Origin of the sequence: Kribbella sandramycini (genome assembly GCF_013131805.1) — a bacterium.
Lineage (GTDB): Bacteria > Actinomycetota > Actinomycetes > Propionibacteriales > Kribbellaceae > Kribbella > Kribbella sandramycini.
In genome coordinates, this window is the sequence record NZ_JABJRC010000010.1 from 163,980 (window position 1) to 189,838 (window position 25,859).

The following is a 25,859-nucleotide window of genomic DNA, read 5'->3' on the forward strand; positions in this document are numbered from 1 at the left end:
AGAGTGCCATCCAAGTGACCTGCGGGAGATGTAACTCGGCGCTACCGGCGCCCAGGCACGCACCTCGCGGCACTTGCCCAGCGCCCACGATGCTCCGCATCGAGGCCACTGCTCAAGCACCACGATGCACGCACCTGACCACCGCTATCGCTCGAGCTACATCTCCCGCAGGCCACCTGTGACGCCGCGGCTCAGCGTGGTGGTGCCCTTCTACAACGTCGGTGAGTACATCGGCGACTGTTTGGACTCGATCGCCCGGCAGACCTGGACGGATTTCGAGGCGATCCTGGTCGACGACGGGTCTCCTGACGACAGCGCGGTGATCGCCAAGGAGTTCTGCATCCAGGACTCCCGCTTCCGGATCGTTCAGCAGGACAACGCCGGCCTGGGCCCGGCGCGCAACACCGGCGTCCGGCACGCGAGCGGTGAATACCTCACGTTCGTCGACAGCGACGACCTGGTCACCCGGCACGGCTTCGAGAAACTCATCCGTTCCCTGGACCGGACGGGCTCCGACTTCGCCGGCGGGAACGCGCGGCGGTTCAACAACAGCTCCGGCGTCCGGCCGTCCTGGCTGCACCGCCAGCCCTTCATGCGGGACCGCTTCGCCACCCACGTCACCGAGGTCACCGACCTCGTCCTGGACCGGATGGTCTGGAACAAGGTCTACCGGCGCTCCTTCTGGGAGGAGCGCGGCTACGAGTTCCCCGCGATCCGCTACGAGGACTACCCGGTCACCCTGCAGGCCCATCTGGACGCCGTCACCGTCGACACGATCGCCGCTCCGGTCTACTACTGGCGCGAGCGCGAGTCCGGTGAGTCGATCACGCAGCAGAAGTTCCAGCTCGGCAACCTGCGCGACCGGGTCATTTCGGCCGGCATGGTGATGGACCTTGCCGAGAAGGCGCTACCGGCGGTCCGCAGCCGCCTGCACGCCCACTTCACCCAGATCGACCTGCTGACGCTGATGATGGCGTTCGGCGCCGTACCGGCCGGTGAGGAGGAGCAGCTGGTCGAGCTGGCCAGCGAGCTGCTCACCCGACTCGACCCGGCAGCGCTGCAGCGGGCACACCGCTACGACCGCATCCAGCACGCGGCGCTGCGGGCCGGTGACGTCGACCTGCTCCGGCGGCTGGCGATCTTCCGCGAGGACGGCGGGCTGCGCGGCGGTGCGCGCGTGCTGCCCCGGCGCCGCAAGGTCTACGACTTCAACTACCCAGGTCTGCTGGAGGGCGTCGTCCCGCAGGACCTCTATCGGGTGGCCGAGCAGGATCTGACGCTGGCGACCAGCGTGCGTTCGGTGACCTGGGCCGACGGGAAGCTGTCGGTGCAGGGCACGGCCGAAGTCCGGCACCTGCAGACCTGCACGTCGTCCAGCCTGCGCATCGACCTGGTGATCGCTGGTGTGCCCTACCCGCTGCAGGTACGCCGTTTCGACGCGACTGATCTGCACGGCGAGAACAGCCGGGTCGGGTTCGAGGTGGTCCTCGACGAGGAGTTGCTCGGACGCTGCACGGCCGGCCCCGCGCATTTCGACGTCCGGATGAAGCTGGGTCGCCTCCGGCGTCAGGACAAGCTGCGCGGGCAGGGCCCCGGGAGCCCGGGCTGGCCGCCCGGCGCCTGGCTCGGGGAGAGCTGGATCCAGCCCGGCCCGGGGAAGGACGGCTGCTTCGCCATCCGCCGGTTGCACGACCCGAGCCGGTTGACCGCGATCGAGCACACGCCGGATGCCCTGGTGCTGCACGGGCGGTCCTCGTTCGACGAGCCGTCGTTGTTCGTCACCCGGCCGGTGGCCGGCGGTGAGGAGAAGGTGCCGATCAAGGTCGACGGGCGGGATTTCACCGCCTGGCTGCCGATCCGGCCGATCCTCGACGAGACCAACCCGGACGACCCGTTCAGCCAGCGGACGACGCGCGCCTTCCGGCTGCGCGGTCCGGCCGGCGAGGAGAAACTGCTGCTCTGGACGGCGGGGGACCGGGCGATCTCGCATGCCGAGCGCGGCCGGGTGATCACGATGACGCGCTCCACCGGCGGCTACGTGAACCTGCACGAATCGCCGATCCGCTTCGCCGCCACCTCAGTGGTTGCTGCAGGCAACAAGCTGGTGGCCCGCGGTCCGGACTGGGGTGACGTCACCTTCGCCTGGCGCCGCTTCCTGCCCGAGTCGGACGACCACATCGACGTACCGTGCCGTCGGAGCTTCTCGGACGACGGATGGTCCGCTGCGGCCGATCTGGACGCGCTGACCGCTGTCGGCGACCGAGTGAGCGAGCGGCGCGTTTCGGTCGACCCGCTAGCCTCACTGGCCGACTGGATCCTGTTCGCGATCGCTCCGGACGGCTCGGCGCACGCCGTCCAGTGCGAGCCGTTCCTGTGCAGCCGGCTGCCGCTGGTGGTCGAGAGCAGTGCGCACACCCTCGCCGTCCGGCCACATGCGGGCACGCTGCACGCAGAGGTGCGCTGATGCACCACCACAACCACTACTACGGTCAGGCGCACATCCTGGCGCGGTACGCCGGTCTGGAGTACGACCAGCCGCCTCGCATGCGTGGCTACCTGCAGCACGGCTGGAACATCGGCTGCGGGTGGAACCCGGTGCACGAGTTCTACGACGGCGCCTGGCGGTTCACCTGGAGCGATGCGCCGCGGCGGCGCGGCCATGCGCTAGGCCGGCGGAACTACCACAGCATCGGCGCTCCCTTCCTCTACCTGCTCGACCTGGTCCCGCCAGTCGAGGAGGAGGAGCGCGAGGGGACGTTGTGGTTCCTCTTCCATGGCTGGGAGGGCGGCAAGATCCAGGGCGACCACAAACGCCTGATCGACGAAATCCGCGACACCGAGCCCGGCCCGGTCACGTTCAGCCTCTACTACACCGAGTACGACCGGCCCGAGGTGCGCGGCTTCTACGAGGACGCCGGCTTCCGCGTGGTCTCCTTCGGTCGCCGTGGCTTCTCCTATGAGGGCACCGACAAACAGTTCCTCTACAAGCAGTTGGCCGAGCTACGGCGGCACAAACGCGTCGCGGCCAACCGGCTCTCCACTGCGATCTTCTACGGCGTCGCCGCGGGCTGCGAGCCGGCCGTCTACGGCGACCCGATGGAGATGGAAGGCGAGAACCCGCTCTTCGGCGGCCAAAGCCGGATCGAGCGCCTCTGGCCCGAAATGCTCGGCACGTCGATCGACCACGAGGCGGCCCGCGCCACCACCGACATCGAGCTCGGCCGGGACCGGATGCTGCCCGCCGCCGAACTACGAATGCTGTTCGATTGGAGAGAGCGTGTCTGAGGTTCTGGTGGTCCGCGGTGAGATGCAGCCGTGGACGGATCACACGTCGCCGCAGCCGGCGCTGGCCGCGCTGCTTGCCGACGTGCTCCCGGCCAACCGCCGGACCCTCGTCCTCGGCCCGCACTCGTCGCTGCAGCTCGAGTCCGTCCTGGTGCACTCGTCCGACGTCACCGTCCTGGTCCGCTCGGTCTCCGACGCGGAGTCCCTGGCCGAGTCCTTCGGTCCGAACCTGCAGGTCATCGCCGGTGCTCTCGACGGTCTGCAGGCAGCGCCGTTCGAGGTCATCGTTGCCACCGACGGTCTGGACCGAGTGCTCGGTTACGACAGCGCTGAGCTCACCTGGTCGGAGCGGCTCGCAGCCGTCCACGCACTCGCCACTCCGGACGCCGTCGTCGTGCTGGCGCTGCAGAACGAGTTCTCCGTCCTCAACCTGCTGGATCGGCGTCCCGACCATCTGCGCCACGGCGACACCGACTGGACGCCGCTCCACGACGACGACACCCGCCCTGTCTCCGTAGACCAGTTCACCGCCGCCCTCCCGTGGCCGGCCACGGTGTACGCCGACTACGCCGCCCACACCCTCATCGACACGACAGTCGCCGCCACTGCCCGCCCAGGCCACCTCCCCACCCGCCTGGCCATCGAAGCCCTAGAAGCTTCCCCCACCCCTCTCCTCGCCGCCCCCACCGAGTCCGTCGAGTCCGCCAGCCGCGCCGGCCTACTCGCCGCCATCCCCACCACCTGGCTAGCCATCTGCAACACCCCCACCCCCCAAGCCATCTACACCCCCACCCTCAAAGCCACCAGCACCACCCACGGCTGGCAGATCACCTCCGCTCCAATCGATCCAACTCCTTCCGGCGTGTACTTCGACCCGACGGTTGTCCCGGTGACGATTCCTGACGGCGTCACCGTGGAAACCACCCTCCTCCGCCTGGCCGCAGCTGAAGACGTCCCCGCCTTCCGCAAACTTGCCGCCCAGCTAGGGGAGTGGGCGACCAGCTCGAACCTCCTCCTCCGCTGGGACGACGTAGTACTGACCGGCGACACCTTCACCCACGGCGTCTCCGGCTGGGTAAACCCCGAGCCCGTCGACAAGGCCGACCTCCTCGCCGCCGCCTGGCTCCGCTTCCACCACCGCCTCATCGACAACCACCGCCGTCACCCCTGGCCGCCGTGGATGGTCGGCGACGACCTGGTCTCCGCCTGGCTCGCGATGTCCGGCATCGACCCCGTCCCCGCCACCCCAGCGACCGCACCGCACGCCGAGTCGATCGCCGCCGACCAGCTGGCCCGCGCCAAGGAGCTCACCGCGGCCCTGTCCGCAGCCCTCGAGACCCAGGACCACTCCGACCCGGATCTCCGCACCGCGCTCGCCGACGCCGCCCGGGCCCGCCACGACCTGCACGAACTCCAGGGCCACGTCTTCGGTCTCGAACGCACGCTCAACTTCCGCAACAAGGCCCTCAAGACTCGCGAGAACCGCATCCGCGAGCTCCGCGCCCAGGTCCAGAAAGCCACCGCGGACCGGACCAAGCTGCACGGCTCTCGCACCTACGCGCTGGCGCGTCAGGTCGCCCGGGTGGCCCAGCTCCGCAAGCCGCGCAAACTGAAGAAGGCCCTCCGGAAGTACACGAACAAACTGCGCCCGCGCCGCTGACCCTCAGCGCCGGGCGATCAGGAGCTGGTGCGTGTCCGGCCAGTCGAGCTCCGCGCCGTCCAGGCTGCTGAGTGCGGCGACCGGTGCGATCCGGTTGTCGATCACCCAATCGTTGCGCCACGGCTTCGAGGACGGATCGAGGGTGAACCCGGCCTGGGTGGCGACGTCCGCCCAGCCGGCGAAGTTCAGCCCGCAGAACTGCTCATGGGTCTCGCTGAGCCAGTTGTCGACGTAGTCCTTGCGAGTCAGGAAGTCCATCGCGTCGGCCAGTCGAAGGACGAGCCGGCCGTCCTGGACGGCGTACTCGAAGGGGACGCGCGCGTTCCGCCGGAAGTCCTGGGCGAACTGGAAGAACCGGGCGCGCGTCGACAACCCGCCGACGTACGCCGCGGGGTCGTCGAACGACTCCAGCTCCACCGGCTCGGCCGGGTTCAGCCCGTCGCTGTCGTCCAGGGCCAACACGACGGGCCGGTCCGGCTCGGCGGGCCCGCAGACGTCGGAGTTGATCCACACCCCACCCGGCGCGGTGTGCGCGAACAGGGCGGAGGCGAACCGCTGCACGGTCTCCGGGCGCGCCCCATCGGCATACGACCAGATCTCGTGCGTGAGCGCGAGGGTCAGCGTGGTGTCGATCGAGCGCGGCGGGAAGACTGCCGAGCCGAGCATGTTGCGCTGGTAGAAGTAGACGTTCGGGTTGGCGAACCGCCCTTGCTCCTTCTTGTGCACGCATTCGGCGTACAGATGCCGCGCGACCTCGACGCCGATCAGATCCGATTCGTGGAAGCGCGGGTCGGCGTCGACCAGCTGCAACGTCGCCCCGGTCGCACACCCGATGTCGAGAATCCGCCCGGGGCGGACGAACTCGCGGATCTGCGCCCACTTCCGATCGGCGGCGGTTTCGAACGCATCGGCGTACGTCTTGTAGTCCCGCGTGGTGGTCAGACCGCCGTCGTCGCCGACCACGGGGTCGTTCACGCAGCGCTGGACATGCGCATCCAGCGCGTACCGCTCGAAGACGTCCACCGTCGCCGGATGTGCTTCCGAACGCCACGATTCATTGCCAGCGGCAACCATGAGCAGGACGTCCCACGGCCGGACGACGCCCTCGGGCTCGACCCCGATCACCACGAACCCGAGCCGCTCGTACAGCTTGCTGACCTCGGGGGTCGAACACGCGACCACCGTGTTCGCCGGCGTCAGGCGCACGAGGTCGTCCGTACCCGCCTCGATCGCCTTGACCGTCACCTCGGCGAACTCGTCGGTCGGCGGTGTGTCCACCACGCCGACGACCAGCGATCGGATGCCCTCCAGCACGCTGAACCGCTCGATCGCGGCCTGGCGCCGATCGAAACCGATCGGATTCCGCTTCGTCGTCCGATGGTTCGCCGACGTGACCGCCCAGACCACTGTCCGCCCGGCCGCGTGCTCCCGGAGGAATTCGCCCTGGAAACGAGTCAGAACATGATGCCGCCCCGGAAACAGCAGGTACTCGCTCACAACAGGTCCCAGGTGAACGGCGTCCCAGCTGGCACATCAGCCCGAAACACGCGCCCTTGCACCTCAGCAAACAGATGCGGCGCCAGCCCGCCCGCAGGTCGCACCGACCGCACATTCTCCCGAGTGATCACGTCTCCGGCCGAAACGTCCTGTGCGACGTACAGCGACCGGCGGAAGCGCAGTACGTTCTGCTCGGCGTCTTTCGGCCCGATCACCGGCCGGCCGAGCGCAAGCTGCGCGACGCGTGTGTTCTCGACCAGCGCCGCCAGCTCCTCGGGCTGCAGTGAGAACGCCGAGTCGACCCCGCCGTCCGCCCGCTTCAACGTCACGTGCTTTTCGATCACCGTCGCGCCCAGTGCGACCGCAGCGACCGCCGCACCGATCCCCATCGTGTGGTCCGACAGGCCGACCTGGACGTCGAGCGCATCGCGCAGCACCGGGATGCCGCGCAGGTTCGACTGCTCCGGCGGCGCGGGGTAGCTCGCGGTACAGGACAGCACGATGATCTGCTCGTTCCCGGTCGCCCGCGCGGCGCGGACGGCGGCATCGATATCGGTCAGCGTCGCGGAACCGGTCGAGATGATGATCGGCTTGCCGGTCGCGGCCATCCCCTGCACCAGCGGCAGATCGCCGATCTCGTTCGACGCGACCTTGTACGCCGGGACTTCGAGCTTCTCCAGGAAGTCGATCGCCGTCTGGTCGAACGCCGACGAGAACGCGACCAGCCCGAGCGACGCGGCCAGCTCGAACAGCGGCTCGTGCCACTCCCACGGCGTGTGCGCCTCGTCGTACAGGTCGTAGAGCCGTGCCGAGCCCCACAGCTCGTGTTCGGCCGGCAGCCGGAAGGCCGGCAGGTCCACATCGAGTGTCATCGTGTCCGCGGTGTAGGTCTGCAGCTTGATCGCCTGCGCGCCCGACTCGGCCACCGCGTGGACGATCTCCTTCGCGCGCTCCAGATCGCCGTTGTGGTTCCCGGACATCTCCGCGATCACGAACGGCTGGTGCTCCGGCCCGACCGGTACGCCGCCGATCTCGATGGTGGTCCTCATGCCTTCTTCCCCTGTCTCCGGTCCTCGCGACGCAGGCTGATCGGGATCACAGTCAGCTCACGGCCATCGGCGTACCGCCGCTCGGGCGTGCCCTCGGTGAAGCGGAACCGCCGGTTCATCTGCCGGACGACGGTGTTGTGCTCGAGCACCTCACCGGTCAGCACGTCGAGGCCCAGCTCGTCGAACGCGTACGCCGTCGCCTCGCGCATCACCTCGATCCACGCGGGTAGCGTCTCGCCGCGCTCGGCCAGCCCGTCGGCGTCGAGGAAGAACCCCCACGCACCGGCCGCGCCCTCCAGATCGAAGAAGTTCACCACGCCGGCCGTCCCGCCGTCGCGCTCGTAGATCAGCACCCGGCGGGCCGGATCGCCCGATGCCTTCGCCCACCACGCCGCGTGCTCCGCGGCGCCGATCTCGTGGCTGGTGATACTCACCTCGCGGTTGGCCTGCTGGTTGCGCAGCCTCCGCATCTCGTCGACATCGTTGTCCGTGGCGGCCCGCAACATGGCTCTAACCTAACGCCTTCTCAGTCGCCGCCTTCTGTGTAAACATCTTTCCAATCCACCTGGAGACGATGTCGGAGAGTGACATGAGAGTCTGGCGTGCCATGGGCGTTCTCGGTGCCACCGCAGGTCTGTTGCTGGGCGGCTTGCCCAGTACGGCGTCCGCCGTGCCAGCTGCGGATGACGGAAAGTGCGTGCCGAGCCAGACCACACCACTCCGGCAGTTCCGAGCTTCCTGGGTCGCATCGGTGGTGAACATCGATTGGCCGTCCAAAACCGGTCTGAGTGCCGCCCAGCAGCAGGCCGAGCTGATCAGCTGGCTGGACGACGCCGTCCGGCAACGGCACAACGCAGTCATCCTGCAGGTGCGGCCGACGGCGGACGCGTTCTGGCCGTCCAGGGTGGAGCCCTGGTCGCAGTACTTGAGCGGCAAGCAGGGAGTGGACCCCGGGTACGACCCGCTGGCGTTCGCGGTTGCAGAGGCGCACAAACGCAACCTGGAGCTACATGCGTGGTTCAACCCGTACCGGCTCTCGATGGGCACTGATATCAACACGCTGGTGCCGACGCACCCGGCGCGGCAGAACCCGGACTGGGTGGTCACGTACGGCGGGAAGCTCTACTACAACCCCGGCATCCCGGCCGCGCGCAAACTGGTCGAGGCAGCGATCATGGACGCGGTGTCGCGCTACGACATCGACGGCGTGCACTTCGACGACTACTTCTACCCGTACCCCGTGGCTGGTCAGGTCTTCGACGACGCCGCGACGTACGCGCAGTACGGCGCCGGCTTCCCGGATCTGAAGTCGTGGCGACGGAACAACATTGATCTGCTGATCGAGGAGCTGCAGCAGCAGATCAAGGCCGTCAAGCCGTGGGTGAAGTTCGGCATCTCACCGTTCGCCGTCTGGCGGAACAAGGCGACCGATCCGGAAGGCACCGACACCACTGCGGGCGTGCAGACCTACGACGACCTCGCTGCGGACACCAGGCGCTGGGTGCGTGAGGAGTGGATCGACTACATCGTTCCGCAGGTCTACTGGGCCGGTGGGTTCGCTCCGGCCGACTACAACAAGATCGTGCCGTGGTGGGCCGAACAGGTCCGTGGGACGCGGGTCCACCTCTACATCGGGGAGGCGACGTACAAGGTCGGTACGTCGACGCAGTCGCCGGACTGGGCCGACCCGGCCGAGCTGAGCGACCACATGGCCTTCGGGAGTGCGATTCCGGAGGTGAAGGGCAACATCTTCTTCTCGGCCAAGGATGTCCGCGCGGACCGGCTCGGTGCGACCACTCTGCTCAACAACACCTGGTACACCCGGCCTGCGCTCATTCCGGCCATGCCCGAACTCGATTCGCGGCCGCCGCTGCCGCCGATCGCCGTCCACGCCACCCGCGGCGCCAGCGGCGTGCAACTCAAGTGGCGGCGGACGTCGGCTGACACCACGTCGTACGCCGTCTATCGGCGCGAGCTGCTGAGTGGCGACCACTGCCCGGACAACGACGCGCGCAACTTGGTAGCGACGCTGCGGTCGACCGGAGCTACGCAGTCGTACGTCGACAGCACGGCCGTGCCCGGCAAGCTCTACCTGTACTCCGTTGCCGCGCTGGACCGGCTGTCGAACCAGAGCATCGCGATTCCGACGCTCTCGTTGCGCTAAACGCCTGGTGTGAACGGGCTGCTCGGTCCGCTACCGGGTGGGAAGGGCGGCGTCTGGCCGGGTGTCTGACCTGGCGTCTGCCCTGGGGTCTGGCCCGAGGTCGGGAAGCTCTGCGTCTGGGTTGGGAAGCCGGGCGTCTGACTTTGTGTCGGAAAGCCCGGCGTCTGGCTCTGGGTCGGGAAGCCCGGGGTCTGACTCTGGGTCGGGAAACCGGGGGTCTGACTCTGTGTCGGGAAGCCCGGGGTCTGACTCTGGCCTGGCGTCGGTGCCGGGTTCGTCGGTGCCAGTTGATAGAGCTGGTAGACGCGGACCGTTCCGAGCTCGAAACGCAGCTCAGTCAGCTTGGCCAGCTCCTCCGGCGCCTCTCCGACACGCGTGTCCAGCAACAGCCACTGCACGCGGTACTGCGTGCGCAGCGTCTCCAGCAGGTCGCGGCTCGGCTTGGTGAACACCTGGTCGTTGAGCCGAAGCCGCTCCTCTTCCCAGTACGGGCTCTGCGCGCGGCCGGGGTAGGTGTCGTCGACTCTGGTCTGATGGGCCCAGCCCTGGACCAGCACCCGACGTTCGGCGTACCCGGCGATCCAGTAGGAGCCGGCCAGGCAGCGCGACGTACCGGGCTGGTGGCAGTGCACGTTGGTCGCGATCAGGTCGTCCGAGCCGGAGTTCCGCCGGATGAAACGCGCGGCCTCGATCCCGCCCGGCGCGATGGACTCGTACGCCGTGAGCGGCGGCTTCGCGAACTTTTGCAGCGACTCCACGGTGGGGGACGCCGTGGTGCCCAGCAGGACGGCGACCGCGATGACTGCCCACGTCCGCCGGGAGCCGCGCAGGATCAGCCCGAAGAGGCCGATGCCGAGCGCTGCGATCACCAGCGCGACGGCGAGGCTCTGGCCGTAGCAGTTGGTCGTCGTGCAGGAGTCGGGAGAGCGGTAGCGGCCCCAGTAGATCGCTGCGACGCCGATGAGCAGCGCGACGGCGGCGATCCAGTACTGCTTGCGCTCCAGTGAGCTGAGGGCCCAGGCGGCGAGCAGTACGCCGAAGATGAAGCCGGTGCGGACGAAGAAGAGCTGTGCCTGGCCGTCGACGTACAGGAGGGTTGCTGCGGTGACCGCGCTCAGTAGGCCGAACACCAGGAAGATCGGCATCGGGTCGCGGCGTACGCGGCTTCTGATCAGTAGCGCGCCCACTGCGGGCATCAGCCAGCCGACGAGCAGCACGGCGCCGACGATCGGCTTGTCGAACAGGTGGTCCGGGGTGAAGCGGGCTCCGGCGGGGGTGCCGCGGAGGACGACGAAGAACGTCGCCGCGTAGGCGGCGGCGATGCTGATGCCGAGGACCAGCGCGCGCAGGTTGAGCCGACGGGCGCGGACTGTCAGGTAGACCCACGCTGCGGCGACACCTGCTGCGTAGACGGGCAGTGCGGTCGATTTGGTCAGTGCCAGGGCCACTATGAGGACGCCGGCCGTGACGAGCAGTCGGAACACGTACGACTTGGACTGGCCGGGTTTGCGACGCAGTAGCAGTGCAGTGGTCGCGATGAGCGGTAGTAGTAGGACCGTCGAAAACGCCTGGGCCGGATTCGTCAGCTGACCAAGGGAGAACGGGCCGTCGGCGAAGGTGCGATCAGACAGGGCCCACGGCCACGCTGTCAGGTCTCCCGCGGCCACAGTCAGACCAGCCGCGATCGGAGCCGCCACTGCGCGCCCGGTCAGCACGATGCCCACCGCCGCGGCGCCGACGACCGTCATCAGGATCCACGCGAACGGCGCCATCCGGTGCGTCAGCACGTCGAGCGGAACGGTCGTGATCCAGTGGGAGGACGCGATGTGGTCGTACGCCGCCCAGTGGCCGGTGAGCCACCGGCCGTCGGCGTACGGAATCCGCGGCGGGAAGTGGTGCGTCAGTTCGCTGGCGATCGCCAGGTTGTACGGCGCATCCGAGTTCGGTCGCAGCGCCGCCGGCCCGTTCAGCGGGATCAGCTGCGACCCGACCCGCACGAACCAAGCCGCCGCAACCCCAACAGCCACCATCACCCCAGCAACTGCCCACCAAGGCGTAGCCCGCGCCGCGCGCGGAGCCCGCGGCAACCCGCGGTGCATCCCGAACGCCAGCGCCGGCATCAGCAACGCCGCAAACGGCATGCTGAACACCATCCCCACCGGATAGATCAGCGCCTCGACCGCCAGCCCCAGCCCGGCCCCCAACACCACATCAACCGCAAACCACCCGCTCCCACCCGTCAACCGCCGCCAGAAAACCACCCCCGGCACAGCCACCACAAAAACAAAATAAGCAAGGTAAGCCCCCGCCATCCACGCCGGATGCTCCCCCAACCCCAAAAACCACCCCACCCCCAAAACCGGCGAACTAACCAGCGCCGCCCCCCGAACCCCACCACTCCCACCCCGCCGCCGCCCCCGCCAAAACCCCCGCCGCCCCCCAGCCCCAGCCCCAGCCCCAGCCCCAGCCCCAGCCTCCGCCCCCTTGGCGCTCACTCCTCCCGCGGGCACAGGAGTGTCCGACGACACAGCCTCCGCGGGACCAGAAGATGAGCCACCGGCGACAGCATCACCACCCGAACCGTCCTTGGACCCCCCGCCCCCACCAGCCCCCTTCGCGCCGCCCGCCTCGGGGGTGTTGGTGCGGGATCGACGACGCCACGAACGTTTGGCGGGTTTGCCCGCGGGGCTGCCTGTTGGGGCAGGGGTGGCGGCCGCGGGGACGGCGGGGAGCTCTTGGGTAACCGCTTCGGACGCGGTCTTGGGGTCCTCGTCGTCGGCTGGCGTCACCCGGAAGAGTGTAGGCAAGGAGTCCACGCTCCGAGGCGTTTACCGGCGGAAGGATCGCGTTTACACTCGGTAACCTCCCAGCGAGCGCACGCATCGGGGAGGTCCCATGGTCACCTTCCACATCGCCGGCCTGCCGGTCGAGGAGGTCCTGCTGGCCGCGATCGCGGCGGCGGGCCCGCTGATCGCACTGATCGGGTGGGAGATCTCCAGCCGGGTGAAGCGGCTCAGATCGGCTCTGCGGCGCCGGACGGGGCAGGCTAGGCTCTGGGACCATGAGTGCGGTCGCGCGGAACAGGGTCAGGGAGTTGATGGGTGAGGTGATGACCGCGCAAGGCCGGTCGTTACCGGCCGACGACAGCGCCGATCTGCGCACGATCGGCTTCCGGTCGCTGGACTTCTCCGAGCTGGCCCTCCGCGTGGAGGACGAGCTGGGTGACGAGCTGAACTTCGATGCCCCCGGGCTGCGCCGGATCTCCACCGTCGGCGACGTACTGGATTTCATCGAGCACCTCCAGTCCGCGTGAGTACGCGGCGCCGGACCACCGCGCTGATCGGTGACGACAACACCGTCGTCGTCGCCGGCAAGAGCCTGACCTGGCGGACTCTGCACAAGCTCCCGCAGCTGCCCTCCCCGGCCGCCGTACTGGTCGACAACGGCGCAGACGCACTCGCAGCCCTCCGACACCACGCAGTCCACGGCACGGAGCTGCTGGTCGCGACCAGCTCCCGCGTCGACGAGCACATGCGCGAAGAGCTCGGGGAGTCCGGCTTCGCCGTCGTTCTGCCGGGTGGCGACGTCACACCGGCCCGGCTGAAGCGTGTTGAGGAGTCAGGCCGCGCCTGGCTACTCACCTCCGGTTCAACCGGTCGCCCGAAGCGCATCGGTCACACCCTCGAGACGCTGACCACAGTGACGGCCGACCAGCCGCCGCGTACCTGGCTGCTGCCCTACTCGCCCGGCACTTACGCCTGGTGGCAGGTCGTCACCCTCTCCCTGACCCAGGCGGACCAGGGCCTGGTGGCGATCGAGCCGCACGAGCTCGACGACTGGCCCACCATCGCCGCCGAGCACGGCGTCACCGCCGCCTCCGGTACGCCGACCTTCTGGCGGCAGGCCATCTACCGGGACGCCGACGCCCTCGCCTCCGTCCCGCTGGAGCAGATCACCCTCGGCGGTGAGCCGGTCGACCAGCCGATCCTCGACCAGCTCCGCGACCTGTTCCCCAAGGCCCGGATCTCGTGGATCTACGCCTCCTCCGAGGTCGGCGCCTCGATCGTCGTCCACGACGGCAAGGCCGGCTTCCCGCGCGCCTGGCTGGACCGCAAACCCGACCCGGATCGCCCGATGCTCTCGGTGGACGGCGATGAGCTGGTCATCCGCTCACCGCACCACGGCGCCGGTATGGTCGGTGCGGTCCATACCGGCGACAGAGTCGAGTACGACGCCGATCGCGTCCTCATCACCGGTCGCCTCGACACCGACGAGATCAACGTCGGTGGCTCGAAGGTGTCGGCCGGCGTCGTCCGCAACGTGCTGATGGGACACCCAGGGGTGTCCTGGGCCCGGGTGTTCGCCCGCAAGGCCCCACTGGTCGGCCGGATGGTCGCAGCGGAGGTCGTCACGAACAACTCGCTCGGCCCGATCACAGATGCCGATCTGGTGCAGTGGTGCTCCAGCCGCCTGCCGGACTACGGCGTCCCACGGCGGATCAAGTTCCTGGACGCCATCCCGCAGAAGGAGACCCTGAAGAGTGATGTCTGAGCCCAGCGCCGTTCCGCCCGCTTCGGTCGTGCTGGTCTCGGGAGGCTCCCGCGGCCTCGGCTTGGCGATCGTCACCGACCTCCTCACCTCAGGTGTCAAAGTAGCCGCCTTCGCGCGCACTGTGACCCCAGAGCTCACTGAGCTGACGGCGAAGTACCCAGAACAGCTGTACGCCGGTTCTGTCGACATCAACGACGCCAAAGCCACGCAGTCCTTCGTGAAAACCGTGGAGTCGACGCTCGGCCCGATCGACGGCCTGGTGAACAACGCTGCGATCGGTCAGGACTCGCTGCACGTCCACACCGCGCCCGAGCGGCTCGAAGACATCATTCAGACCAACCTGACCGCGCCTCTGTTGCTGACCCGGTTTGTCCTGCGCCGCATGCTGGCCAAGGGGCTGAAGGGCCGCATCGTCAACGTCACCTCGATCTGCGCCCAGCGCGGCTACCCGGGTCTCGTCGCCTACTCGGCGACCAAGGGCGGCATGGAGGCGGCCACCCGCTCACTAGCTCGTGAGCTCGGTGGCCGTGTCCTGGCCAACGCCGTAGCGCCAGGCTTCTTCGCGTCAGAGATGTCCGCAGTACTCGGCCAGACCCAGCTGGACCAGATCGTCCGCCGGACGCCGACCGGTCACCTGACCGAGCCCGAGGACGTCGTCCCCGTCGTCCGCATGCTTCTGCTGGAGAACACGAATATCAACGGTCAGGTGCTGGTCATCGACGGCGCCGCGTCGATCTAGGCCGGCCGGATGTTCGCGTTCCGGTGGAACACGTTGTCCGGGTCGTACTTCGCCTTCAACTGCTGAAGCCGCTCGTACTTCGATCCGTACGTCGCCCGGATCCGCGCGTCCTCCGGCTCGGTCATGCCGTTCACGTAGCTGCCGATGCCGGACGTCGCCGGCTGCAGCGCCTCCCAGAACGACCGCACCCACTGCTGCTCGGCGTCGAACAACTCCGGCACCGGAGCCTGCCCGACGATGAACACGGCGTACTGGTCGGTCCGGCTGCCGCCGAAAGCCGTAGCGTCATCGTCGACCGCGGAGTACGCGCGGTCGAGCCGGTAGAACAGCGTGGCCGACAACGGCGACTGCTTGCGCGGCACGTGCTCCGTGATCACTGCGATCGCCTCGTCGGTCAGCTCCGGCAGATAGGCCCCCTTCTCGTACGAGTAGTGCCCCCACCCGTTCGCCTCATCCAGTGACTGCTGCAGCGCGGTGTACGGCATCGGTGTCCCGAAAGCGAACGCCGGCGGCAGCTCAGTGCGAATGCGCTCGACGAGCGCAGCCTGCTCTTCCGGCGTACCAAAGCCCACAATGACCAGACCGTAGCCGGGTGCGAAATGCAGGTCTTCCGGGACGAACGGCGCCGGCGGCGCGTTCAGACAGGCCACCACGATGTTCGTGTCATCCGACAGCGTTGGGTACAGCTTCCGCGCCAGCCGCAGTACGTCGGCGCCCTGGTCGAGCGTCCAGAACAGCAGGTCGTAGTTGACCATCGGACCGGCCTCGCTCAGCCGGAACTCGAACTCTGTGATCACACCGAAGTTCCCGCCGCCGCCTCGCACGCCCCAGAAGAGGTCCGGGTTCTCGTCCTCAGCTGCGCGCAGAATGCTGCCGTCGGCGGTGACGATCTGTACCGACTCCAGATTGTCGATGCTGAGCCCGTACTTGCGTGTCAGCCACCCCATACCGCCACCGAGCGTCAGCCCACCCACTCCGGTGTGGCTGACCACTCCGGCCGGTACTGCCAGGCCATGCGCCTGCGTAGCCGCGTCCAGGTCGCGCAGCAACGCACCGCCGCCTACGCGCGCCCGTCGGGCTTCCGGGTCGACCGTCACACTGTTCAGCGCGCTCAGGTCAATCATCAGACCGTCGTCGACCGACGACGCTCCGGCAATGCTGTGCGCTCCGCCGCGCACTGCGATCTCCAGCCCGTTCTCCACTCCGTACCGCACCGCAGCCTGCACGTCTGCTGCGTTCTGCACCTGCGCGATCACTGCCGGTCGCCGGTCGTGCTGCGCGTTCCACAGCCGCCGCGCGTCGTCGTACCCGTCCTGCCCGGGTGTCAGTACCGTCCCCGCCAAATCCAGCATGCTTCCTCCCCGATCCGTTGTCGCCAAAGTAGATCCGCGGGCCGACCGGGGCGGAGTCCTTTCGGGCAGATCTTCGCGCCGAATCCGTGTCAGACTCTGCGCGTGAGCGACGACGAGATCCTGCGCCTGCTCCCGATGGCGGCCGCGATCGTTGCCCGCAGCGACGATCGCGCCGATCAGCAGCTGGCCCTCCTGGGAGCGTACGACGAACGCGATCAGCTGCAAATGGATCGCGTCCTGCGCGGTTTTCTGACCGGCCTGCTGCGCACCGCCTGGGAGCGCGGCTGGACGCCGGCGGATGTCGCTCAGCACAGCCGGCGCACGCTCGAACCTGGCGTCGAGAAGCTGCTCCAGGCCGCTATCTCCGCCGAGCATCAGGGGTACCAGGCCGAGACGATCGATCCGCGCTGGCTCGACCAGCTGACCGATCTCGGCGTCGGGCAGCCGTTCGGCGTGCTCGATCTGACCGCCTGGGCGGCCGCCGAGCGCGTCGGCCGCTACCTCACCCTGCATCACACACTGTCGCTGGCCGGCTTCCTACAGACCCTGCCGCCGCTCGCCCAGCTCTTCCCGCGCCCCGGTGCCGCCGTACGCCGAACCGCCGGCGACCGCCCCGCCGTACCGGCGAACGCGAAGATGCTGGCCCGGATCCGCGCGCTGCTTGCCAAGGCCGAGGCGACCGACTTCCCCGACGAGGCCGAGGCGCTGTCCGGGAAGGCGCAGGAGCTGATGGCCAAGTTCTCCCTCGATCAGGCGCTGGTCGACGCAGGCCCAGCGGTCGAGATCCCGGACGACTCGGCCGCCCGGCGGATCTGGTTGGACACACCGTACGTCTCGGCCAAGGCTCAGCTGGTCGGCGCGGTCGCCGACGCCAACCGCTGCCGGACCGTCATCATCGACCAGCTCGACGTGGTGACGATCGTCGGCGACGAGCTCGACCTGCAGCTCACCGAGCTGCTCGCGACCTCGCTGCTGGTCCAGGCCAATCGCGCAATGATTGCCGCTGGCAAGCATTTTGGTCACCGCGGCGAATCCCGGACCCGCTCGTTCCGGCAGTCGTTCCTGATGGCCTACGCGCAGCGGATCGGTGAGCGTCTGCAGGCCGCCGCCGCCGAGACCAAGGCGGCCGTCTCCGATGCAGATGCAGGCCGGTTGCTCCCGGTGCTGAGCCGCCGCGAGGAGCAGGTGGAGGCCCTCTTCACCAAGCTGTTCCCGAACACGACGACCCGCCGGACGCGGATCACCAACGGCGCCGGCTGGGAGGCCGGGCTCTCCGCGGCTGACCAGGCGCAGCTCGAGGCCCGTCGGCAGGTGCGTCGATGAAGGCGCACCCGACCTCGATCGAGGGCCTCCTGCGCATCGAGCTGGATTTGCAGCTGAACGCGGACGGCTGGTTCGTGGAGAGCTTCCACCGCGACAAGCTGCTCGCCGCGGGCGGTCCGGCGTACGACGTCGTCCAGCACAACGTGCTCGCCATCGACCGGGCCGGCGTGCTGCGCGGTATCCACGCCGAACCCTGGGACAAGTACCTCGCGCCATCCGCCGGCCGGCTGTTCGTGGCGATCGTCGAGCTGCGCGCGAACGCGCAGTTCGGTCAGGTCGAGTGCTTCGAGCTCGCGCCGGGGGAGGCGCTCTACGTACCGCGCGGCTGCGGTAACTCGTTCTGCACACTGGAGCCGCACACGGTCTACAACTTCCTGGTGAACGAGACCTGGTCACCCGAGCGGATCACGGTAGACCCCTTCGACCCGGAGCTGGCCATCCGCTGGCCCTTCCCGCGCGCAGAGCTCAGCTACACCGACCGGGACGCGTCAAACCCGCCGCTGACAGAGGTCAGGGCGCAGCTCGTCTGAGCCCGCACAGCACGATGTCGAGCATCCGCATCGCCTGATCGGGCTTCGGCTGCGGCGTTGTGTGCGTGATGCCGCCGACCAGCCGCAGTACGTCGGCCAGCTCCAGCTCGGGGCGGATGTCGCCGCTGGCTTTGGCTTTGGACAGCAGCAACTCACCGGCGTCCTGAACGTTCGTTTTGCAGGCCGAGAAGAACGGCGAGTCCTTACCGAGCGCGGCCAGCAGCTCACCGGCCAGCGTCTTCTTGGCCAGGCCGTAGTCGACGAAACTGCGCAGCCAGGCCGCCAGCGCATCGAACGGCGACAGCTCCCGGTCGAAGTCGTACGCGCGGTCGCAGACCGACTGGATCTCGTCGACGTAGACGGCCTCGAGGAGCGCAGACCGGCTCGGGAAGCGGCGGTAGAGCGTGCCGATACCGACGCCGGCCCGGCGGGCGATCTCTTCCAGCGAGGTGTCGGTGCCGTGTTCGGCGAAACTCGCGCGGGCCGCCGTGACCAGAAGGTCGTAGTTGCGCGCGGCATCCGCGCGGGTCGGCCGCATCGACGGCGGCGGCGTCGGCGCCATCCGGCCCTCCTGTCCGTGGGTGCGCGCAGAATATCGCTTGCAAAGCGGAGGTGTCCTCCGTATTGTATTCGGAGGGGCCCTCCACTTTCTCTTTCAACTATAGCCCTGCGGGGTGAGGAGCACTATGTCGGCAACAGGTACGGGCACGCCCACGCGGCGGCCCGGTGTCCTGCTGGCGGTCATCCTGGTCACCCAGCTGATGGTGATCCTGGATGCGACCGTCGTGAACATCGCGATGCCCAAGATCCAGCACGCTCTCGATTTCAGCCCGTCCAGCCTGTCCTGGGTGCAGAACGCCTACGCCCTGGCGTTCGGCGGTCTGCTGCTACTCGGCGCCCGCGCCGGCGACCTGCTCGGCCGCCGCCGGGTCTTCATCACCGGCGTCAGCGTCTTCACGCTCGCCTCCCTGCTCGGCGGGCTCGCCCCGAACGCCGAGCTGCTACTCACCGCCCGCGTCCTGCAGGGCATCGGCGGCGCAATCGCTGCGCCCGCCGCACTGACCCTGATGATGCTCACCTACCGCGAAGGACCGGAGCGGGTGAAGGCGCTCGGGTACTACAGCCTGGTCTCGTCCGGTGGCGGCAGTGTCGGCCTGGTCCTCGGTGGCATGCTGACCGACTGGGTGTCGTGGCGCTGGGGTCTGTTCATCAACGTGCCGATCGGCATTGCGCTGGTCGTCGCGGCTCGGAAGGTTCTCACCGAGACAGCGCCGGAGAAGGGCCGTTTCGACATCGCAGGTGCGCTCACCTCGACTCTGGGCATCACCTCTCTGGTCTACGGCTTCATCCGCGTCGCCGAGATCGGCTGGACCGCAGGCGAGGTGCTGGCCGCGTTCGGCGCTGGTGCGGTGCTGCTGGTGTCGTTCGTGCTGATCGAGCGCCGCGTCAGCCACCCGATCGTCCCGCTGCGGCTGTTCCGCTCAGCTCCACGGTCGGCAGCGTTCCTGACCATGCTGCTGGTGATTGGCACGATGATGGGGATGTTCTTCTTCCTGACGCAGTACCTGCAGGGTGTGCTGTTGCTCAGCCCGCTGGCGGCGGGTCTGGCCTTTCTGCCCATGACAGGTCTACTGTTCGCCGCCTCCCGGTTCGTGCCGCGGCTGGTGGCGCGCATCGACGGCGGCAAGCTGATGCTGTCCGGGTCGTTGCTGATCACCGCCGGCACAGCCTGGCTGACGCAGCTGGACGAGCGCAGCACCTACCTGGCCGACGTAGTCGGGCCGATGGTTCTGTTCGGTCTCGGAGCAGGAGTCCTGTTCATTCCGCTGGTCGGGCGGGCCATCACCGGTGTCGCCCCAGAAGACTCCGGAGCGGCGTCCGGCCTGCTGAACGTCGTCCAGCAGGTCGGCGGCGCGCTGGGGCTCGGCGTACTCGTCACTGTCTTCGGTACAGCCAGCCGCGACTCCACTGGCACCACGCCACGCGAAGTCCTCACCGACGGCGTCCACGGCGCCCTACTGGGCTCGCTGGTGTACGCCGTCCTCAGCCTGGCGATGATCGTGATCACCGTCCGACCCTGGACCTGGCTCGGCCGCAAGACCGAGCCGACGCCGGCAGAGCAGCCTGTGGTGGTCGACTCACACTTCTAGTTGCAGCCGGTAGGTGATCGACCTGCCGTGAACGGAGAAGCCGAGACCCTCGTACAGACCGAGGGCACCGGTTGGGCTGTCGGCGTCCACGCCGAGCGCAGCCCGCTGGTACCCGGTCTGTACGCCCTCGGCCAGCACAGTTCCCAACGCCAGCCGGGCCAGCCCGCGCCCGCGGTACTCCCGCCGAGTGCCCACCAAACCGACGTACAGCTCACGAATACCGGTCGCCTCGGTGTCGGCGACCCATTCGTACCCCAGCGCGTACGCCGCCACCGTGTCGCCGTCCAGCACCAGGAACGACACCTCTGGCCGGAACGGCCGACTGCCGGTCACCGAGCTCTTCCATGCCGCCGGGTCGCGCGGCGTCGAGCCCCAGTGGTCCAGGAACGCCGCGTTGTGTGCGACCCGCGTCGCCTCGTCGTACGCCGGGTCGAAGCGCACCAGGCGTAGACCGTCCGGAATCGCCGGAGTGGCGATCGGCTCCGCCAGCGGGACCTTCATGTCGAAGAAGTAGCGGGACTCCTCGAAGCCAAGCCCCTGAAGCATCTGGACAGCGCCGACAACGGTGTCCTTCGTGCTGGCCCGTACCTCACCCGCATGCTCGGGAAACGTCACCCGGTGGTGTTCGGCCGCACCCTGGATCAGCCACTGCATCAATACCGCCCCGATACCGCGCCGGCGCCACTCCGGGTGCACAGTGCCCTCGACCTGCACCCGATCGACGTCCACGACCGAAGTGGACGCGTGGAGCCTCGCGTAACCGACCATCTGCTCGCCGACCCACAACCCGATCGTGTGCCGCTCCGCATCGAGATGCGGCTCGTCGACCTCAACGTCTCCATGGCGCGACTGTGTGAGGAGGCGGGTTCGCCGACGACCGAATTGCCTGGTTCGGAGTCACATCGCGTCAGGTGCGGCGATGCCCAGGAGGCCGAGACCGTCCTGCAGCACTTGTCGGGTGGCTGTGCAGAGCGCGATTCGGCTGGTCCGGGTCGCGCCTGCACTGGTGAGTACTGGGCACTGCTCGTAGAAGGCGGACAGGGCAGCGGCCACGTCGTAGAGGTAGGTGCAGAGGCGGTGTGGCTGCAGGGTTTCTGAGACTTGGACGACGGTGTCAGCGAAGCCGGTCAGGAGCAGGGCTAGCCGTTGTTCGACTGGGTGGTCGAGGACTGTGACTGTGGTGGACGCTTCACCGGCTTTGGTGAGTAGCCGCGTCAGCCGGGCGTGGGCGTATTGCAGGTAAGGGCCGGTGTTGCCGGTCATTGCGACCATCCGGTCCAGGTCGAACACGTAGTCGTTGCCCCGGTCGCTGGACAGGTCGGCGTACTTGACCGCACCGATGCCTACGGCGGTGGCGGTCGCGGAGCGGTCGATGCCGGTGCGGTCGGCGAGCAGAGCGTCCGCCCGCTCGACCGCCTCGTCGAGGAGCGTGGTGAGCTTCACAGTGCCGCCGGCCCTGGTTTTGAACGGTTTTCCGCCCGGACCGAGGACAGTTCCGAAGCTGACGTGCTCGGCACTGGTATCCGGCGGCAACCAGCCGGCGGCCTGCGCGAGCGTGAAGATCATCTCGAAGTGCAGTGCCTGCCGGTGGTCGACGACGTACACGATCCGGTCGGCCTTCAGCGAGCCCACCCGGTGCCGGATCGCGGCGAGGTCGGTTGCGCTGTAGCCGAAACCGCCGTCCGACTTCTGCACGATGACCGGGAGCGGCTGGCCGTCCCGGCCGTGGAAGCCCGGTAGGAAAGCGCACAGCGCGCCATCCGATTCGGTGAGCAGATCGGCGTCCAGTAGCTCGGCGACGATTTTGGCCAGGTCGTCGTTGTAGGCGCTCTCACCGACCACATCGGCCCGCTGCAGCCCAGAGCCGAGCCGCGCGTACACCTGCTCGAAATCGGCCAGTGAGACCTCCACCATCCGCCGCCAGCTCGCCCTGGTGTCCGGATCGCCTGACTGCAGCTTGACGACCCGCAACCGGGACAGGTCGGCGAATGCCGGGTCACTGTCGAAATGCCGCCGACTCCGCTCGTAGAGCTCCTGAAGCCCTTGCAGATCAAGGGAATCGGCGTTCAGCTGCTCCTCGAGCAACTGCTCGATCATCATCCCGTACTGCGTGCCCCAGTCGCCGACATGGTTCTGCCGGACGACCCGGTAGCCGACGTACGCCAGCACGTTGCAGAGCGCGTCACCGATCACGGTCGACCGCAGGTGGCCGACGTGCATCTGCTTCGCCACATTGGGTTGTGAGTAATCCACGACGACGGTCTCGTCGCGCGGCGCGAACGGCGTCCGTTCGTTGACTGTGGCCGCCAGTGTGCTGGACCGCAAGGTCAGATTGACGAAACCAGGCCCTGCGATCGTCGGTGGCTCACACAGGTCGTCGACGTCCAGCGCTTCGACCAGACGGGCCGCAACGGCCCGCGGCGGCGTACCGAGCTGGTTGGCGAGCCGCAGCGCCAGATTGCTCTGGAAGTGGCCGAACTCCGGTTTGGTCGCAGACCGCAGCTCGGGGTCGAGCGGCGTACCGAATGCGGTGGCGGCGGCGTTGGACAGTCTGGTGGAAAGCACAGACACAACAGCGGACATGAGAAGTCCTTCAAGACGACGTGCGTGAACAGGGAAGCTGAGGTGTTCAGGCCGTACGTCGTCGTCGCATGTCAGCCATTATGCACGAAGGCGGCTCCAGTACGCCGACGGCGCCGGACTGCGCTCCGCCAACGGAGTGATCGGCGGTACGGCGTCCGCGTCACCGAACAGTCGCTGTACGACGCGCTCCGCGGCCCGGCCGTCGTCGTACTCGCAGAACCGCTCGCGGAACAGCTGCCGGTGTTTGGCCGCCTCCGGCGCCGCGAAGGCACCGCTCTGGAACGCAGCGGTCAGCTCGGCGCGGGAATGCGCCACCAGCCCCGGAGGCAGCTCGGCGAGATCGAAGTAGGTCGCCGGCCGGTCGCTGTCGAGGAGCAGCACGATCGGTCGGTCCAGATTGGCGTAGTCGAAGAGCAGGGCGGAGCAGTCCGCCACCAGAACATCCGCCGCTAGCATGAGCTCCTCGATCCGCGGTCCGGCGGACAGACCGATGACTGTCCCCTCCGGAACCTCCAGATCCTCCACTGTGGACAGGACGACGAGCTGACTGTCGTCGAAGCCCAGTCCCGACCGGACGGCGCGGACCTCGTCGGCTGTCGCGGTGAGCAGTCGGTCGTTCCGTGGTGAGCCGTACTCGAGCTGCTCGAAGTAGGAGGGGTAGATCCGCTCCCAGATCTCCGAGGAGTAGCGGTTGGCGGACAGGTTGAAGTCCCAGCGGTCGACCAGGTGCAGGTCGCGGACCGGTGCGACCTTTTCGAGCGGGGTACCGCGCTGAGTCTGCAGGTGGAGCTGCCCTGGGCGTTTCTGCAGGGCAGCTGCCCAGTTGGTGTCGTTGACGAAGTACGTCGCCCGGTCGGCTAGCTTCTGGTGCGCGGGCGACCCGGCGACGACGTACTCGACCCCCTCCGGGACGGCGCCCAGATGGTCGGCTTCGATCACCCAGACACCGCGTACCTGTGGCGCGAGCTCGGCGGCCTTCTCGTAGATCGCTCGCGGGCTCCCGGCGTACTGGGTGCAGCCGAGGGCGGCGTACGCGGCGAGGTTCGGGTCGAGGCTGGTGCGCCGCAGCAGCTTGCCGACGGTCTTGCGCGGGCTCGGGAGCTGTAGCACCTTGGCGCTGAGCTTCAGCGTCGAGTACGTCGCATAGTCGTCGTGGATGAGCTGCCAGCGCTTGAAGCCGCGCCGGGACCGATCTGTGGTGTAGCCCTCGGGCTTCCAGCGCTTGGCGAAGGCGTGGGCCGCGTGGAAGAACTCTGCGCGGTCGTCCGGGTCGATCCGCTCTGGCTTGGCCAGAACGGCCAGAATGTGGTCCAGCGATCGGTCGAACGCGAACCGCCGCCAGCCGGCCAACTCTGGGTCGGACTGGATGAAGGCGTGCACGCGGTCGTACTGGTCGAAGATGTCCCACTGCCGGCGACCACTGGTCGCGTGGATGTTCCGGCCGGTCCGGTGCTGGCGGTAGTGCACCACCACGCGGTCCAGCGTCGCGATCCGCTCTGCGGTCAGCATGGTCGAGTACGTCCAGGGAGCGTCCTCGTAGAAACCCGCGGTGAAGGCGAAACCGTGCCGAACCAGGAAGTCCCGGCGGCAGGCCTTGTTCCAGACCACCTCCAGGAACGTGAGGAAGATCGGGCGCTCGGCGGCGGTGAACACCCCGGCACCCTCCCGGGCGAACGCATCGTGCCGTTGGTTGCCGACGAGGCGACCGTCCCAGAAGATCCGCTCGTAGTCGAACAGCACGATGTCCGGCCGGTTGGTCGCGTCGATCCGCTCCGAGATCGCTGCGAGCGATCCGGGCAGGTAGAGGTCGTCGGCATCCAGGAACAGCACGTACTCACCGCGGGCCGCCTTCAGCCCGGCATTCCGGGCCAGACCGGGCCCGACGTTGTCCTCCAGGTGCAGCACGCGCACTCTGGGGTCAGCCGCGGCGTACTCGTCCAGAATGCGCCCGGAGTCGTCCGGGTCGGCGCTGTCGACCCCCAGCACCTCGAAGTCGGTGAACGACTGGCTCAGCACCGAGTCCAGACACGGCCGCAACCAGGCCCGCGCAGCATGACACGGAACCACGATGCTGAACCTGGGGACGATACCGAGCGCCATACGACCTCATCCTAGGCTGCACCTATGACGACAGATGTGTTCGAGCCACTGGCCGCTCTGGAGGGGGTCGGCTCGTCGGCTCGCGCGGCACGGGACGCCGTCGACGTGCTGCTCCGGGACCGCGGACTGCGCAAGGTCGGCTCGGACATGACAGCTGAGGCGCTACTGCGTGGCGCGCACGCCTCTGCGGCGCTTGCGGGCAGCGCTGCGACGCTGGACGACGTACGGCGGGACAGCGGTGCGGACGGGCTCGTGGCGGGAGCGGTCCGGATCACTGGCGAACTGATGCGGCTCGCTCCGCAGGTGGACACCGCGCCCGTGCAGGTCTGGACCAGACTGCACCAGCTGGCCGGGGCGGACCTGGGGCCCGAGGCCACGCTCGGCCACCTGCGGACCGCCCGCGAGCCGCTCCCGGACGACATCCCCGGTCTGCCGCCGGCGCCGAGTGCGGGGGAGATGTGGGAGCGGCTGAGCGCACTGGCGCAGAACCTGTCCCGGCCGACGAAGGCGCCGGGTCTCGTCGCCGCGGCGATCGTGCACGCCGAGCTGGCGATCCTCCGGCCGTTCCCGACCGCCAACGGACTGGTCGCCCGGGCCGCCGAGCGCGCCGTACTAGTTGCCCGAGGCATCGATCCGGTCGCGGTCACGGTTCCGGAGCTCGGTCACTGGGAGTTGTCGGCGACCTATGCGCCCGGGTTGGTCGACTACGCAGCGTCGGGGCTGGTCGGCGTCCGGGACTGGTTGCTCCGCTCCTGCGAAGTGGTTGCCCTCGGAGCCGAGCGGTCACCGCTGGCGCGCTGAAAACCCTTGCGCTACTGACAAATGCGAACGGCGCTCTCACGGGGAGAGCGCCGTCGCTGGCACGCCATCCTGGTT

At 68.4% G+C, this 25,859-nt stretch carries 21 protein-coding genes and 1 pseudogene; 12 read left to right on the top strand and 10 right to left on the bottom strand.

Annotation, left to right across the window (positions count from 1 at the left end; translation table 11 throughout):
* Window positions 1–124 precede the first annotated feature (124 nt).
* From HPO96_RS32825 to HPO96_RS32835, 3 genes are read left to right on the top strand one after another with little or no spacing between them, the layout of a single operon-like run.
* Entirely contained in the window at window positions 125–2,464 is a 2,340-nt protein-coding gene (locus tag HPO96_RS32825; RefSeq protein WP_171678288.1) for a glycosyltransferase family 2 protein, read from the top strand.
* Entirely contained in the window at window positions 2,464–3,285 is an 822-nt protein-coding gene (locus HPO96_RS32830) for a hypothetical protein (protein WP_171678289.1), read from the top strand. Before HPO96_RS32825 ends, HPO96_RS32830 begins: the two co-directional genes overlap by 1 nt.
* On the top strand, window positions 3,278–4,945 hold the full coding sequence (locus HPO96_RS32835) for a hypothetical protein (RefSeq protein WP_171678290.1): 1,668 nt from the start codon (window positions 3,278–3,280) through the stop codon (window positions 4,943–4,945). The genes HPO96_RS32830 and HPO96_RS32835 overlap by 8 nt, the downstream gene beginning before the upstream one ends.
* 3 nt (window positions 4,946–4,948) lie before the next feature.
* Here the strand turns inward: HPO96_RS32835 and HPO96_RS32840 are convergent, their stop codons facing one another.
* The 3 genes from HPO96_RS32840 to HPO96_RS32850 are packed head-to-tail and all read right to left on the bottom strand — an operon-like array spanning window position 4,949 to window position 7,997.
* Complete coding sequence (locus HPO96_RS32840) at window positions 4,949–6,442, bottom strand: class I SAM-dependent methyltransferase (protein WP_337796908.1); 1,494 nt, start codon at window positions 6,440–6,442, stop codon at window positions 4,949–4,951.
* Window positions 6,439–7,491, bottom strand: a complete 1,053-nt coding sequence (gene pseI / locus HPO96_RS32845) for a pseudaminic acid synthase (protein ID WP_171678291.1) — start codon at window positions 7,489–7,491, stop codon at window positions 6,439–6,441. The genes HPO96_RS32840 and pseI overlap by 4 nt, the downstream gene beginning before the upstream one ends.
* Window positions 7,488–7,997, bottom strand: a complete 510-nt coding sequence (locus HPO96_RS32850) for a GNAT family N-acetyltransferase (RefSeq protein WP_171678292.1) — start codon at window positions 7,995–7,997, stop codon at window positions 7,488–7,490. Before HPO96_RS32850 ends, pseI begins: the two co-directional genes overlap by 4 nt.
* An 83-nt stretch (window positions 7,998–8,080) precedes the next feature.
* On the opposite strand from HPO96_RS32850, the gene HPO96_RS32855 reads away from it, so the two are divergent.
* Entirely contained in the window at window positions 8,081–9,655 is a 1,575-nt protein-coding gene (locus tag HPO96_RS32855; RefSeq protein ID WP_171678293.1) for a glycoside hydrolase family 10-like protein, read from the top strand.
* On the opposite strand, the gene HPO96_RS32860 is transcribed toward HPO96_RS32855, so the two are convergent.
* Window positions 9,652–11,934, bottom strand: coding sequence for a DUF2339 domain-containing protein (locus HPO96_RS32860; protein WP_238355753.1), 2,283 nt, complete (start codon window positions 11,932–11,934; stop codon window positions 9,652–9,654). The two genes, HPO96_RS32855 and HPO96_RS32860, sit on opposite strands and share 4 nt — an antisense overlap.
* 616 nt (window positions 11,935–12,550) lie before the next feature.
* Here HPO96_RS32860 and HPO96_RS32865 point away from each other — a divergent pair.
* The 4 genes from HPO96_RS32865 to HPO96_RS32880 are packed head-to-tail and all read left to right on the top strand — an operon-like array spanning window position 12,551 to window position 14,945.
* Window positions 12,551–12,760, top strand: coding sequence for a hypothetical protein (locus HPO96_RS32865; RefSeq protein ID WP_171678294.1), 210 nt, complete (start codon window positions 12,551–12,553; stop codon window positions 12,758–12,760).
* Window positions 12,753–12,968, top strand: a complete 216-nt coding sequence (locus HPO96_RS32870) for an acyl carrier protein (protein WP_238355754.1) — start codon at window positions 12,753–12,755, stop codon at window positions 12,966–12,968. The genes HPO96_RS32865 and HPO96_RS32870 overlap by 8 nt, the downstream gene beginning before the upstream one ends.
* Window positions 12,965–14,206: an AMP-binding protein gene (locus HPO96_RS32875; protein ID WP_171678296.1), complete on the top strand. Its 1,242-nt coding sequence runs from the start codon at window positions 12,965–12,967 to the stop codon at window positions 14,204–14,206. The genes HPO96_RS32870 and HPO96_RS32875 overlap by 4 nt, the downstream gene beginning before the upstream one ends.
* A complete protein-coding gene (locus HPO96_RS32880; RefSeq protein WP_171678297.1) occupies window positions 14,199–14,945 on the top strand; it encodes an SDR family NAD(P)-dependent oxidoreductase in 747 nt (248 codons plus the stop codon). Before HPO96_RS32875 ends, HPO96_RS32880 begins: the two co-directional genes overlap by 8 nt.
* Here the strand turns inward: HPO96_RS32880 and HPO96_RS32885 are convergent.
* Window positions 14,942–16,297, bottom strand: coding sequence for an FAD-binding oxidoreductase (locus HPO96_RS32885; RefSeq protein WP_171678298.1), 1,356 nt, complete (start codon window positions 16,295–16,297; stop codon window positions 14,942–14,944). The two genes, HPO96_RS32880 and HPO96_RS32885, sit on opposite strands and share 4 nt — an antisense overlap.
* A gap of 102 nt (window positions 16,298–16,399) precedes the next feature.
* Here HPO96_RS32885 and HPO96_RS32890 point away from each other — a divergent pair, with 102 nt between their 5' ends.
* Window positions 16,400–17,620, top strand: coding sequence for a DUF2786 domain-containing protein (locus HPO96_RS32890; RefSeq protein ID WP_337796909.1), 1,221 nt, complete (start codon window positions 16,400–16,402; stop codon window positions 17,618–17,620).
* Window positions 17,617–18,150, top strand: a complete 534-nt coding sequence (locus HPO96_RS32895) for a dTDP-4-dehydrorhamnose 3,5-epimerase family protein (RefSeq protein WP_171678299.1) — start codon at window positions 17,617–17,619, stop codon at window positions 18,148–18,150. The genes HPO96_RS32890 and HPO96_RS32895 overlap by 4 nt, the downstream gene beginning before the upstream one ends.
* Here the strand turns inward: HPO96_RS32895 and HPO96_RS32900 are convergent.
* Window positions 18,131–18,712, bottom strand: a complete 582-nt coding sequence (locus HPO96_RS32900; RefSeq protein ID WP_171678300.1) for a TetR/AcrR family transcriptional regulator — start codon at window positions 18,710–18,712, stop codon at window positions 18,131–18,133. The genes HPO96_RS32895 and HPO96_RS32900 overlap by 20 nt on opposite strands.
* 124 nt (window positions 18,713–18,836) lie before the next feature.
* Here HPO96_RS32900 and HPO96_RS32905 point away from each other — a divergent pair, with 124 nt between their 5' ends.
* On the top strand, window positions 18,837–20,300 hold the full coding sequence (locus HPO96_RS32905; RefSeq protein WP_171678301.1) for an MFS transporter: 1,464 nt from the start codon (window positions 18,837–18,839) through the stop codon (window positions 20,298–20,300).
* Here the strand turns inward: HPO96_RS32905 and HPO96_RS32910 are convergent.
* The 4 genes and pseudogenes from HPO96_RS32910 to HPO96_RS32920 form a co-directional block, all read right to left on the bottom strand.
* The gene (locus tag HPO96_RS32910) at window positions 20,289–20,846 is read right to left on the bottom strand and encodes a GNAT family N-acetyltransferase (protein WP_337796915.1); all 558 of its coding nucleotides are present in this window, start codon (window positions 20,844–20,846) and stop codon (window positions 20,289–20,291) included. The two genes, HPO96_RS32905 and HPO96_RS32910, sit on opposite strands and share 12 nt — an antisense overlap.
* Window positions 20,835–21,104 (bottom strand): annotated as a pseudogene (locus tag HPO96_RS39340) (GNAT family N-acetyltransferase); the annotation flags it as partial. The gene HPO96_RS32910 and the pseudogene HPO96_RS39340, both read right to left, overlap by 12 nt.
* Window positions 21,105–21,197: 93 nt before the next feature.
* Window positions 21,198–22,883 (bottom strand): arginine--tRNA ligase, encoded by a 1,686-nt coding sequence (argS, locus tag HPO96_RS32915; protein WP_171678303.1) that lies wholly within the window; start codon window positions 22,881–22,883, stop codon window positions 21,198–21,200.
* Window positions 22,884–22,961: 78 nt separating this feature from the next.
* Complete coding sequence (locus HPO96_RS32920) at window positions 22,962–24,983, bottom strand: bifunctional glycosyltransferase/CDP-glycerol:glycerophosphate glycerophosphotransferase (RefSeq protein WP_171678304.1); 2,022 nt, start codon at window positions 24,981–24,983, stop codon at window positions 22,962–22,964.
* 24 nt (window positions 24,984–25,007) lie between these two features.
* Between HPO96_RS32920 and HPO96_RS32925 the strand changes: the two genes are divergently transcribed.
* The gene (locus tag HPO96_RS32925; protein ID WP_171678305.1) at window positions 25,008–25,784 is read left to right on the top strand and encodes a Fic family protein; all 777 of its coding nucleotides are present in this window, start codon (window positions 25,008–25,010) and stop codon (window positions 25,782–25,784) included.
* The last annotated feature ends 75 nt before the right edge of the window (window positions 25,785–25,859 follow it).